General features: G+C 65.9%; 3 protein-coding genes. 2 read left to right on the plus strand and 1 reads right to left on the minus strand.

Annotated elements, in window-relative coordinates; all coding sequences use genetic code 11:
• Window positions 1-6126 carry a LamG-like jellyroll fold domain-containing protein gene (locus ABZT12_RS28285; RefSeq protein ID WP_356389715.1) on the minus strand — a complete coding sequence of 2042 codons (6126 nt, stop codon included), beginning with the start codon at window positions 6124-6126 and terminating at the stop codon, window positions 1-3.
• 426 nt (window positions 6127-6552) lie between these two features.
• Between ABZT12_RS28285 and ABZT12_RS28290 the strand changes: the two genes are divergently transcribed.
• Window positions 6553-13575 carry a polymorphic toxin-type HINT domain-containing protein gene (locus ABZT12_RS28290; RefSeq protein ID WP_356389717.1) on the plus strand — a complete coding sequence of 2341 codons (7023 nt, stop codon included), beginning with the start codon at window positions 6553-6555 and terminating at the stop codon, window positions 13573-13575.
• 4 nt (window positions 13576-13579) lie between these two features.
• Window positions 13580-14041, plus strand: coding sequence for a hypothetical protein (locus ABZT12_RS28295; protein WP_356389719.1), 462 nt, complete (start codon window positions 13580-13582; stop codon window positions 14039-14041).
• The last annotated feature ends 80 nt before the right edge of the window (window positions 14042-14121 follow it).

Below are 14121 nucleotides of genomic sequence, written 5' to 3' on the forward strand. Positions count from 1 at the left end.
TCAGTGCAGCGCGGCGACCTCACTTGCTGACAGGGTCCGCGGGTACACGTGGACGTCTGCCACGGAGCCGGGGAAGGCCAGGTATGGGGTCGTGGCGGAGGCGCTGTTGATGCAGCCGCCGATGGTCAGTGGCATGGAGGAGTCGTACTGGGGGCTGAGGTTGGTGGCTGTCCCCACCAGGGTGCCGTTCTGGTAGAGGGCCATGTTGCCGGTGTTGGAGCTTCCGGCGACCGGTGCGCGGAAGGCTGCGACGAGATGGGTCCAGGTGCCGGTCGGTGCGGAGTTGTTGTCTCCCTCTGCGGTGGGGAAGTCGGCGTTCTCGTCGTTGGTGGTGGTCGTCTGGAACATCCAGGCGCTGCTTGCCTTGTCGTAGGAGAGGTAGAACGCCTGGTGTTGGGTGGTGCCCTGGCAGACGGCGGTGGTCCCGAGTGCTGAGTTGATCTTCACCCAGGTCGAGATGGTGTAGTCGCCGAGGGTGTTGACCGCGCTCTGTTTGCTCTTGAGGAATCCGGTGCTGCCGTCGAAGGCGACGCTGCCGGCGGCGCCGCTCGGTGCGTCGGTTCCGTACGTGGCGCTGCCGGAGGCCGTGAACGGGTTGAGGGTGGCGGTGTCGCTGCCGTTGGCGGCGAGCTTCCATTCGTCCTCGGGCATGCCGTTCTCCCAACCCGTCGGCACGATCACGCTGGTGGCGCTCGCCTGACTCGGCTCCATCGCGTACGGGTAGAGGTGGACGTCGGCCACGGAGCCGGGGAAGGCCGAGTACGGCGTGGTCGTATCGACGCTGTTGACGCAGCCGCCGATGGTCAGGGGCATGGAGGAGTCGTACTGCGGGGTGAGGTTGGCGGCCGTGCCCATCAGGCTGCCGTTCTGGTAGATCGACATCACGCCGGTGTTGGAGTCGCCGTCGACCGGGGCGGTGTAGGTGACCAGGAGATGGGCCCAGGTGCCCACGGCACCGGTGTTGGTGTCCCCTTCCGCGGTGGGGAAGTCGGCGGTGGCGTCGTTCGTGGTGGTGGTCTGGAACATCCAGCCCTTGTTGCCGCTGTCGTAGCCGAGGTAGAACGCCTGGTGCTCGCTTGTGCCCTGGCAGATGGCGGTGGCGCTGGTAGCCGAGTTGATCTTCACCCAGGCGGAGACGGTGTAGTCGCCGAGGGTGTTGACGGCGGTGTGGTCGCTCTCCAGGAATCCGGTGCTGCCGTCGAAGGAGGCCGAGCCGGAACCGGCGTTGACCGCATCGGGGCCGTCGGAGCCGAGCGTCGCGCCGCCGACAGCGGTGAACGGGTTGTCCGTCTGGCTGTCGGTGCCGTCCGTGTCCAGCTGCCATTCGTCCTCGGGAGTGTCGCTGCCCGTGGCGAGCGGAACGACCAGGTTCGGCGCGAAGGTGAAGCTGTCGTTGTCGGTGTCGCTGACGTACAGGGCCGCCAGGTCGGCGTAGTAGGCGTTGGCCGGGTTGCCGTTGGACAGGTCGGCCGCCTTGACGGTCGAGGAGGTGGCGGTGCCGTCCGTGGAGACCGCCGAGGCGAAGTCGATGACCTGGCCTGGGTAGTTGTTGGGCAGATCGCTGTTCACCTGCTCGCGTGCGGCCTCCTGCGTCGCCGTGCCCGGGTGGGCGGCGGTGAACGGCGGGATGGTGGCGAGGTAGACGGTGATGTTGGCGTTCTGGGTGATGGGCTGGCCTGAGGCGTCGTAGGACTGGCTGTCGTCGGTGTAGTACGAGGAGAGCTGGCTGTTGAGCGCAGACAGTTCGTTTTCCACGGTGGTGGCGCAGGTTCTGGCGTCGCCGGTGCAGTTGAGCAGGTCGGTGGCGCCGGTGGACACGAGGACGGTGCGCACGTTGCCCTGGGCCAGCACATTGCGGTCCTGCGGGTTGAGCGCGTTGGTCGGAGGGGTGTCGCCGGTGATCTGCGGAAGCAGGTTGTTGCTCAGGCTGTAGCTGTTGGTGCCCGCGTTGAGCACGCCGTAGTCCACGGAGTTGTCCCCGACGGAGTCGTTGACCAGGGCGTCGGTGAAGGCGTCGCTGAGGTGGTGTTGGCCGTCGCCGCTTGCTGTGTCGCCGTTGATGCTCTGGTCGCCGTAGAGGACCAGTGAGCCGGTGGGCGTGGTGGTGGGTGTGGTGACGTCGATGCCGGCGAGGTAGGGCAGGCCGGTGTAGGTGGTCTGAGTGTAGTTGGTGGCGGCGGTGTCACCGGTGCGGTTGGCGGCGTCGCTTGTCCAGACGGGAGTCTGGGCCGTGCCATGGCCGGGCATCGCGGATACCGAGCCGTGAACCTGCAGGCTGACTAGGAGGGTCGATTGCTGCGCGACGGTCAGGGTTACGGGGTCGGTGGCGGCGTCGCCGCCCGCCGGGATGGTGACGGAAGCGGAGCCGCCGAATTTCAGTGCCGTCGGGGCCGCAGCCGCGGTGGCACCGCCCGCGGTGGTGTCCTGGAGGGCGACGGAGGCCGCGTCGAAGGTCACCGGGGCGGTGCCCATGGCGTTGGAAAGATGGATGCGCACTCCGTTGCCGTCATCGGTACCGACGCTGACATGGGCAGGGATGCGGAGTGTCTGCCCGTTGACGGTCGCGGTGCTGCCGCTGGAGAGCTGCACCTTGGCGGTGTCCTGGACCGAGGACCAGGTCCCGACCCAGTGCTGTGCGCTCGTTCCACTCCCGGTGACAGTCAGCGGCCGCACGCCCAGCCCGAGCACGTGCAGGCTGGGCTGGCCTGCCTGAACGCCGTTGGTGAACAGTGGCAGGGAGATGCTGCTGATGACCGAGCCGGGGCAGTCCAGTGGAACGCTGACTGCGTAGACCTTCGGGCCTGAACTCGGGTTGGTCTGCGTGTTGTTGCTGTGGTTCTCGTGGACCAGGGTGATCGAGGCTGCCGAGGCCGGACCGGAGAGCCAGTCAGGCACGGTGTCCAGCCGATAGCCCTGGTCGTAGGGGGCGCCGTTGGGATCCAGGCAGTTGTTCTTGGCGTAGGTGATGGTGCCGGTGGCGCCCTTGGCAGGGCCGCCGGTGGCGAAAACGAGGAAGACCAGGGCGTCGCCGGTGTTCACGACTCCGCTGCCCGGCATGGTGACGGTCTGGCCGGAGGCCAGCATGTTGTCGTACGTGCCGGTGCCGAACTTCGGCAGGGCGATGGTCGCGCCGTCGACGGTCACCGTCTTGCCGCTCTGCCAGCCCGACGTGCTGGTCAGATCGGCGGAGTTGATGCTGTCGCCGGAGCCGTCGGCGTCGGCCGTACTGGTCGTGGTGGTGAAGGTGCTGGTGGCTGTGTTGTTCAGGCAGCTGCCGGTGAAGTTGATCGCGCAGGTCAGCGCCGGTGCGAGGCGCAGGACGTCGATGCCGGCCTGGTAGCCCGCCGAGCTGGGGTTCTTGCCGGTGAGCGTGAGGGTCAGCGTGTGGACACCCTGTTTGAGGGTGAGCAGTTGGCCGTTGGTGTCCTTGGGGATGCCCAGGTTGCGGAACTGGGTGGTGGTGTACGAGTTGTAGGCGTCGAATCCGCTGATCAGGGTGGACTGGGTGCTGGTGCCCGCGTCCAGGACCAGGCGGTAGATGCCGTAGTCCTTGGCCTTGGTGAGGTTGGCCCCGAATCCCCAGGGGCCTGCCTTGGGGATGTCGAAGCTGAAGGTGGCGCTGTCGCCGCTGACGACCTTCGACGTGGCGCTCTTGTTGCCGAGCATGGCCTGGTAGCCGTCGGCGAACTCGTAGCCGCTGAAGGCGGGTTGGCTGACCGCTTGGCCGCCGGAGCTGGTGGTCGTGGCCTTCGGTACGACGGTGCTGGTGCCGTCCGTGTTGGTCGCGGTCCAGCCGCTGATCATCTTGTCGCCGTAGGCGTACGTCGGTGTGCTCGTTCCGGCGTAGAAGGCGTAGGCCGTCTGGGAGATGGACGTCGATCCGGCCTGGTCCACCGCCTTGGCATACAGGGTGTGGGGGCCCGCCACGGCCGGCGCGAACGCGGGGGAGGCGCTGCCGTTGATGGCCGAGGTGCCAGTGCCGGAACCGTTGTCGGACGTGGCGTAATAGACCTTGCCCGCCACGATCTTGGTGCCCGCCGCCCAGTGGGTGACGCTGGTGGTGTACACCGTGTTGCCGAGCGTGGCGTCCAAGGAGAACAGGTAACCGGTCACGTTGTTGGTGTGGTTGTTGCCCAGGACGAACGTGCCCTGGTCACCAAAGGCCGCGCCGATCTGCTTGGCCGGGAACTGACTCGAGGTCACCGTCGGCGCGGGCGGCGCGCTGGTGTCCACCGTGAAGGTCTGCGTCTTGGTCCAGATCCCGGAGCCGGTGCCGGCCCAGTAGCCGGCCGCGTTCTGGGCTGTGGCCTTCCAGGTGTACGTGCCGTCCGGCAGGCTCGGTGTCGTCCAGTCGCTGCCGTTGGTGTTGTAGCGTGCGCGCTTCCTGGAGTCCAGGTTCGGGCCGTAGCCCTGGTGGATCATGGTGCCCGAGGAGTTGAAGACCTGGTAGTCGACCCGGAGCAGTTCGCTGCCACCTGCCAGGTCGGGATCGACCGCGCGGGCGGACAGAGTCGGGGTGTGCGTGGTGGTCATCGTCTTGCCCGAGCTCACAATCGACGGCTTGATCGCGGGCGTCCCCGTGCCGTTCTTGAGCTTCGGGCGGTAGCTGTAGGTGACTGACATCGTGGCGCCGCCGCCGTAGGCGAGCTGCTTCCACTGGGAGGCATCGTTCATGTCGGGCGACTGGACCATCAGCGTCATGCTGCTCCAGCCGCCGGCCGCCGCGCTCTGAGCCCGGGAGGTCACGTCGAACTCCAACGACGGCGGACTGACATAGGAGTTGGAGCCGTCGGTGACCGGGCAGGTGCCGGCCTCGTGGCTCTTGGGGTTGGTGCCGAGGGCACCGGTGCGTCCTCCGGGCTCGTGGCCCCAGTACAGCGAGGACGACCCCCACCCGGCGGGCCGGTCGGTGCCGTAGACGGCGGCCGGGGTGTCGGCGCAGGAAGCGGCGGAGAGCTGCTTCACGTACAGGGAGGCGTGGCTGACCACGGCGCCTTTGATGCCACCCGTGTTGATCTGGTAGTAGGTGCGGGCTCGTTCACCGTTGCCGGGGGTGCTGTTGTCCCATCCCTCGCGGGCGTTGGTCGCCCCTGTGGTGGACGTGGAGTTGTAGACGTTCCACCCGTTGTCGGAGATCCGGGCCCAGTCCAGCTGGGACGGCCTGCCGCTCCATTCCGGGTCCACATAGACGGGGTAGGTCGTGGTCTTGGCGGTGAGCAGGGACTGGTCCAAGCCCAGCACTTGCTTTCCGCTCTTGAGGGTCACACGGACCTGGGCGCGGTGTCTGCCGACCTCGGCGGCCGCGGTGTGTTCGGCGCGGGCGGCCGAGGCGGTCTTTGTCCGGGCGGGGGTGGTGCCGCTGGGTTTCTGGCCGGAGCTGTCCCACATCAGTGCGGTGTCGCTGTGGAACACCGTCTTGCCGGTGTTCCTGTCGCTGGCCTGGGCGCCGCCGTTGGAGGTGGTGGCCAGCTTGAGGTTGGTCGAGGTGGTGTTGAGAGCAAGGCTGCGCAGGCGCGGGTCGGCGGCGGCCTTGGCGGTCTTGACCACCAGGATCGAGGAGTAGCCGGAGGCGTCAGCGGTCAGCTGGAGGTCGACTCCGGGGAGCACCTCCGGGTAGGTGGCGGTGTCCTTGGCGACCACCGGCTTGGGCAGCGCGCTTGGCCAGGAGAAGCCCAGCTTGTCGGCCCCGCTGCGCATCGTGACCAGTGCGCCGGAGCCGCCGTCGGAGAAGGCCACCGGTGTCACGGTGGCCTTGGGGGTCCAGGTCCCGTCCGTCTGCTGCACCAGAGTCGTGTTGATGGGGACCCATTTGCCCTGCTGCTGCACCCGTTGCGGCATTGAGGACTCGGTCCAGGTGAAGGTCCCGTCCGGATTGGCCACCACCTCCGTGCTGGTGTCGGTGAGCTGGCCGATGGTCACAGGCCGGCCTGTTGCTTTGGCCTGCGCGGACGCCGACTCCGTGAGGTTGAGACGCCTGGCGGCGGACGGGGAATTGTCGCTCTGCGATGTGGCCGGTGAATTCGGCAGAGCGTTCGCGGGTGCGGCGGCCGCAAGTGAACTCGCCGCCAGGGCGGTGACGATGGCGGCGGCGATCGGTTTCGACGCGGGACGTCTGGAAGCGCGCATGGGTGTGCGAGAGGAGGACATCGAGGTTGGGGTCCTTCGAGGGGTCAGGCGGTTCCCCCCGTGGGCCCCGCGCCGTGTGCATTCTGTGTGGCTGGTGTGAGCCCGGTCCATCGTCAATTGGTCGACAAGTGCCCATGTGTAGTCCGTTTTTGATGCTTGTAGGTCAAATTGCGTTTGAGTCTGTGCGCTTCCTTTGCTTTTCCTCGGAGGATGCTTTGCCTTCAGGGTCGGCCTGTGGCTCTAGCGTGATCCTCCGCGGGGGCTTGACCGACGCGTGCCTCCGTTCTGACGTTCTCTCAAACCGCCTAAGTCGAGGGGGACTTGGGTGCTTTGGGATCGGGGAGGGGAACGCACACCATGGCGCGGACAACGGGGTGGAGACGCGGTTGGGCGGCTTGGGGCGCCCAGAGGGTTCGACGTACGGCAGTGGTGACGGCAGGCGTGTTGTTGGCGGGCCTGCTGCCCGCCGGCATCGCGACAGCGGCCTCTCCGGTGAAGCGGCATGTGTCGGCTCCCGCCGCTCCGCGCGACAAGCGGATCCCCTTCACTCGTGTCACGCCTAAGCATCGTTCCTCGCCGAAGCAGTTCAAGCACTTCGATCCCACCGGGCATACGAAGCTCCCGGCGCCGGGAAGCGCGGTGGTGACGCTACCCACCGCGCCCACCTCTGTGAGTGTCAAGGCGCCCCAGGTGAGAGCCGGGGCCACACCCGTCCTGCTCGGTGCCGCCGCAGGAGCGCAACCCCGGCCGGCCGCTGTCGTCGGTTCGCAGCGTGTGCGGGTGACGATGCTGGACCAGAAGACCACTCGCGCCGCCGGTGTCCACGGTGTGCTGTTCACGTTGCAGCGCACCAGCCCGGGCAGCGGGAAGGTTGCGCTACGGGTGGACGACTCATCGTTTCGCTACGCCTTCGGCGGTGACTTCGCCTCGCGGCTCCACCTGGTCCAGATGCCTCAGTGTGCGCTGACCACCCCGAAGTTGACGCGCTGCCAGACGCAGACTCCGGTACGCACGCCCCGGGGTGAGCCACTGTCAGCACAAGTAGCTGTCCCGGGCACCTCCCTCACGGGTGCCGCCGCCGCGCTAGCTCCGCGCTCGGCGACGAGTGCGGCAACGGCCACGGTGGTGCTGGCCGCTGCCGCAGGCTCCTCCGGTTCCTCTGGCGACTACTCGGCAACCGCTCTGTCGGCGGGCGGCACTTGGTCGACCTCGGGAAACACCGGCGCCTTCACCTACAGCTACCCCATTTCCGTGCCACCGGCGATCGGAGGCACGGCCCCGAACGTAGACCTGTCGTACGACTCGTCGAGCGAAGACGCGCGTACCGAGGGCACCAACAACCAGTCCTCATGGCTGGGTGACGGCTGGTCCTCGACGGAGAACTACGTCGAGCGCACGTACAAGGCGTGCGCCGACGACTCCTCGTCCGGTGCTCCGAAGGGCGACGGAGACGAGTGCTGGGCAGGACAGATCCTGACGTTGTCGCTGAACGGCAAGTCGACGCAGATCGTCTACGACGACGCCACGAAGACATTTCATCCCGCCGCGGACGACTCCACCACCAAGATCGAAGATCTGGCCAACGGCACGAACGGCACCAAGAACGGGGAGTATTTCAAGGTCACCGAGGGCGGAGTACAGTACTTCTTCGGCCTCAACCGCCTTCCGGGATGGACCAGCGGCAAGGACGAGACGAAATCCGTCTGGACCGAACCGGTCTACCACGCACACAGCGGCGTGTCCGACTGCCCGGACAGCACCGACTTCGCCTCCACCAGCTGCACGCTCGGGTACCGGTTCAACCTGGACTACGCGGTGGACCTGCACGGCAACGCCACGGCCTGGTACTACGCGCCGGAGACCGGCTACTACGGCGCGGACCTGAAGGACACCGCCGTGGCCTACACCCGGGGCGGCACCCTCTCCCGTATCGACTACGGCATGACGTCCGAGACGGTCTACTCCGGCACCGCGCCGGAACAGATCCTCTTCGACGTCACGAAGGAGCGCTGCATCGCCGGTACTCCGTCGGGCAACACCTGTGCGGACAGCCAGTTCACCGCCGCCAACGCGGCGTACTGGCCGGATGTGCCGATCGACCTCAACTGTACTTCGGGTTCGACTTGCACCAATCACGGACCCAGCTTCTGGTCGCGTAAGCGCCTGACGGCGATCACGACCCAGATCCAGGTCGGTGGCACGACCAAGCAGGTCGACAAGTATACGTTCACCCAGTCCTTTCCCGACGGCGGCGACCACGCCCCCACCCTGTGGCTGGACTCGATCCAGCGCATGGGCCTCGACACCCTGGGCGGTGCTTCGGGCAGCACCTCGACACCGGCAGTGAGCTTCGACCCGCCGCTGCAACTGCCCAACCGCGTGGGCACCATCCCGCAGATGCCTCTGATGTACCACGACCGTATCCAGACGGTCACCAGCGAGACCGGTGCCCAGACCACCGTCACCTATGACCGTCCGGATTGCTCCAGTGCACCGGCAAGCGACCCCGACGACCCGGCGGACGCGGCGGCGCAGGGCTTCGCGTCGACCAACACCTTGTCCTGCTTCCCCGTGTACTGGGCGCCGACCGGGCAGCCGGCACCGTGGATGGACTGGTTCTACAAGTACAAGGTCACCTCGGCCGTCACGATCGACCCGAACAACTCCTACGAGGACGGCACCGAGCCGAAGCTGGAGACCGACTACGTCTACAAGGGCAACCCGGGATGGCACTACGACGACAACGAGGTCGTCAAGGCCAAGAACCGGACCTGGGGCCAGTTCCGGGGCTATCCGGAGGTGGACGTCACCACCGGTGATCCGACCGTCTTCCACAAAACCAACGGTGCCAAGGTCTACGACCAGAAGACGCTGACGAAGACCTACTACTTCCTCGGCATGAACGGCGACACCCTGCCCGGCGGCAAGACCCGCTCGGTGCCGGCGCTGACCAGTCAGGACGGCACCACTGCCACCGTCGCCGACAATGACGCCCTGGCTGGCCAAGTCTTCGAGACCGATACGTACACCGCCGCGGGCGGCAGTCTCGACAAGGCCGTAGTCACCGTACCCACCATCATCGGTCCCACCGCCACCCGATCCCGCACCGGGCTGCCGGACCTCACGGCGCAGATGCCCCGCACCGCCAAGACCCTTACCCGACAGACGTCCTCGTACGGCTGGCGCAAGACCGAAGCCGACACCTTCTACACCACCACCCTGGGCGAGGCGACGACCGGCATGCCCGTGCAGGCCGACGACCGTGGCGAAACCGCAGCCAGTGGAAATGTCGCCAAGTGCACGTACACCCGCTACCTCACCGGCAGCGTCGACACCCTGGTTGTACCGGCCGAGATCGTCACCACGGCTCAAGACTGCTCCAGTGCCGGAGCGACTCCGGGCGGCACACTGATATCCGACGTCCGCTCCTCGTACGACAAGAACGCCTTCGCCTACGACGGTGACGGTCAGCAGAGTCCCGCGCTGCCGAAGACCGGCGACATCACACTGATCCAGAAAGCGTCCGCGTCCACCGGCGCCACCGCGACCACGTTCGTGGACGAGGCCGCGACCACGTACGACAGCTACGGCCGGATCACCCTCGTCACGCGCACACCCCACTCCACCGCCGCAAACGGCACTAGCCTGTCCCAGGGAGTCGCCACCGGCTATACGCCCGCGACCGGCGCCCTTCCGACCAGCGTTGTCAGCGCCACCCAGGTCACTCCCGGTGCCACCTGCACCACCAGCACGACCAGTTCCAAGGACTGCCAGGTCGCCTCCAGCGCCGTGGACCCTGCCCGATCCGTGCCCACTGCCAAGACCGATGCGGCCGGCCTCCTCACCTCGCTCACCTACGACGCGCTCGGCCGCCTCACAGGGGTATGGCTGCCCAACGAGAACAAGACCAACAGCGCGCCGGCGAACTTGACCTACACCTACAGCCTGTCGCAGACCGCGCCCTCGGTTGTCGCCTCCAACACCTTGTTGGACAACGGCAGTTACAAGACCAGCGAAACGCTGTACGACGCCTTGCTGCGCACTCTCCAAGTACAGGCGACCGCAGAGAACGCGAGCACGACGGTCAGCGACACCGAGTACGACTCGCACGGCTGGACGGTTGTCACCAACAACGCCTACAACGTGTCCGGCAACCCCGGTAGCAAGCTGATCTCCGTCTCCCAGGTATCCATCCCCGAGACCTCCGTCACCGACTACGACGGACTCGGTCGGGCAGACCTGGTAACCGAGGAGCACGACGGTTCCAGGACCTGGGCCACGACGACCGCCTACACCGGAGACAAGACCACCGTCCTGCCGCCCAAGGGCGGCGTCGCAAGCACCACCGTCGTCAACGCACGCGGCCAGACCACCGAACTCGACCAGTACACCGCCGCACCGACACTCTCCGGTACCGCGGCAAAGGGCTTCACCGTCACGGGCGGCACCCCCTCGCCCACGACCTACGCCTACACGGTCGCGGGCCAGCAGCATCAGGTCACCGGTCCCGACCAGACGGTCTGGACGACTGACTACGACCTGCTCGGACGCAAGAAGACCCAGACCGACCCGGACGTGGGCAAGAGCAGCTACGGATACGATGACGCCGGCAACGTGGTGTCCACCACCGACGCCAAGAAGGTCGAACTCGACTACACCTACGACCTCTTGGGGCGCAAACTCACAGCTACGGACAGCTCAAAGTCGAACTTCCAGTTCGCTTCCTGGGCCTACGACACTGTACGCATCGGCCTCCCGACCTCCTCCACCCGTTATGTCCAGGGCACCACGGGCGGCTACACGGTCGCCACCACCGGCTACACCACCCTCGGCAAGCCCACGGGCACCAAGATCAGCCTGCCGACGTCCGAGGCGCCGCTGCCGTCGACGTACACCACGACGTACACCTACACGACGAACGACCAGTTGACGGCGACGCAGACCGACCCGCGCACCCAGGGTCTGCTCAGCGAGGTCGTCACCTATGGCCACGATGCGTTGGGCGCCCCGACTACAACGGGCAGCAGCATCAATACCTACGTTGCCGCGTCCGTCTACACGAACTACGCGGAACCGTCGAGGCTGACGTTCGGAGCCTCCACCAACCCCGCGTGGGCCACGTACGCGTACGACGACCAGACCCGCCGGCTGACCGACCGCCTGGTCGAACGGACCCAGACTCCCGGCCCGGCGGTCGACGAGACCAAGTACGCCTACGACGCCTCCGGCAACCCGACCTCCACCACAGACTTGCAGTCGGAGACCGGAAACACGGTCACCGATCAGCAGTGCTACAACTACGACGCCCTGGACCGGCTCACTGACGCCTGGACCGCCAACGACAGCTGCGCCGCTAACCCGCCAACGTCGAACACTCTTACCGCAGGCCCCGGTTCCTACTGGCAGTCCTTCAGCTACGACGCGATCGGCGACCGCCGCCAGAGCGTCGACCACGCCATCGGCAGCTCCGGCACCACAGCCACCACCACCTACGTCAATGGATGCACGGCCAACTGCAACTCCACCGGCACCCAGCCCCACACCCTGACGGCCACCACCGGTGGCACCAACCCAACCGCCTTCTCCTACGACGAAGACGGCAACCTGCACACCCGTACCCCCGCAACTGGCTCTGGCCAGAGCCTGACCTGGGACGACGAAGGCCACCTGGCTCAGGTCGACACCAGCGGCTCCAACCCGACTACCACCAAGTACCTCTATGACGCCGACGGCAACCAGCTCATCCGCCGAGACCCCAGCCAGACCACCTTCTTCGCAGGCGACACCCAGATCGTCGTCAACACCGCCGTCACCCCCAACGTCCTCCTTGGCGCAGTCCGTACTTACGCACACGGTGGCGCCGGGACCCCGGTGGCCCTCCGCTCCAGCCTTGCGGGCGGGGGTCTGAAGTACCTGTTCAACGACCCGCAGGGCACCGCGAACCTGGCAATGGACGCCACCACGCAGCAGGTCGCCCGCCAGGAGCACACCCCCTACGGACAGCAGCGCTCCAGCGCCAACACGACCACTTGGCCCGATCCCACCCGTTCCTTCCTGGGCAAGCCTCAGGACACGTCGACCGGCTACACGGACGTCGGAGCCCGCAAGTACGACCCCACCCTCGGACGCTTCATCAGCGCCGACCCAGTGTTCCAACCCGCCAGCCCTCAGGAACTCGGCGGCTACACCTATGCTGGCGACAACCCGGTGAGCCAGAGCGATCCCACGGGCCTGGAAAGCTGTGGTCCGGTTCACTACTGCTCCGGCAGCAACGGCACGTACGGCACGTACCACGCCGAAAATGACCCAGGGTCGAAGAAGTACAAGGGCTCTAGTCACAGCGTCACCGACAACGCCGCCGACGGCTGCTACTACGTCCTGCTCAACCCGTGTGGTGGCGTCGGGGTAGTGACCACGGTCGCAATGCAGTCTCACAGCAACGCCAGCGTGACGACGATCATTCTGGGTGAGCTTGCCGGCATAGCCAATGGGCTTGACAAGGTGAGCGACATCGGGAATCCGCTCTGCTGGATGAGCGACTCTTTCTGCAGCGCTACCGCTGGCTCAAGCGCGACCTACGATAAATGGGCGAAAGAGGGGGGAGCTGATACCTCCTCAAGTGTCTATGAGGCAGCGATGAACAACGGGTTCGACGCACCATTGCTGGCTCTGGGCGGAGACTACGGTGCAGATGACGGCGACATCCTCGGCATCATCTGCAGTTTTTCTCCGGCAACCTTGGTTCTGATGGCTCACGGCAAGACCAAGGCCATAGGCAAGGTCAAGCCCGGGGACCAGGTCGAGGCCGCCGATCCTCACACCGGGAAGCATCGCGGGCCGCGTGTGGTCCTGGCCCACCTCGTTCACCACGACAACGACTTGATTGATCTGTCGATCGAAACCGTGTCGCATCACTCCGCCGTCATCCACACCACCTCGCGCCACCCGTTCTGGGACGACACGGACCACACCTGGGTGTCAGCGGGCCAACTCAAGCCCGGTCATGTCCTGAAGACGGCAAGCGACGGGCACGTTCACGTCCTCGCCGTCCGAGTGCGCCCAGGTGCAGCGGACATGTTCAACCTCACGGTCCAGCAGCTCCACACGTACTATGTACTCGCTGGTGCTACTCCGGTCCTTGTTCACAATTCAGGACCGAACTGCGGGGTTCCGCTTGGCGGGAAGAGCGGTGATCGCCTTGGTGGGGAAGACTTCCATGGTAGCGAATATTCCCTGGACGAGATCACTCAATTCGTGAACGGGCATACGGGTGATGGGAATTCGGCAATGGGTAGACCTTCGGTGGCAGAGGTGGAAACCACGTTGAGGCAAGCCGGACCGCGTCAGCTGGAAGGGCAGAACTCATCCCGATTCGACCATAATGGCGTTCGCGTCATCGTCAACTGGGATATGCCATGGAAGTCGACAGCCTACTATCCGGGAAGGTGATGTCATGTCAGAAGTTGAAGCACGTGATTGGCTAGGTCGCCACCTGGGAGTTGCTGAAGCAGCCCACCTTGAGCGAACTACCGTCAGCGTCGCCCCAACTCGTTCGTTGGACCTGGTCACGCTGCTGCTTGGGTGGTACGAGCATGTGGCCCGGATGGAGAGAGAGCTTGAGCTTCCCGATTCCGACAGGTCTGTCTGGGGCGCGCATGACTTGATTGCCGCCGACTTCCTGCGGGATTTCATTGCCCGAGGACTAGAATTGGTCCCTGAGGGTGAGTCGAGAAATTTCCTCACCGCCCTCAACGAGGCGGATTCGAGTTTCCTCTCCTACACGGAAGACGATGAAGCAGGTATTGTTCTTCGGCTCAATGGTGATGAATCTCAAGCACGTGGATGGTGGTGGACGCGCATCCCGTGCTCTGGGCCGATACGTAGGGATCTTGATCGGTTCTCTGCGTCATTCTAACAATTAAATACGGCCGCCTGTGGGCGGCAAGGAAATGCCGAATGCCCCACCAGGGATTGTCCCTGGTGGGGCATTCTGGT

Source organism: Streptomyces sp. NPDC005423 (assembly GCF_040606415.1).
In the GTDB taxonomy this organism is placed as follows: domain Bacteria; phylum Actinomycetota; class Actinomycetes; order Streptomycetales; family Streptomycetaceae; genus Streptomyces.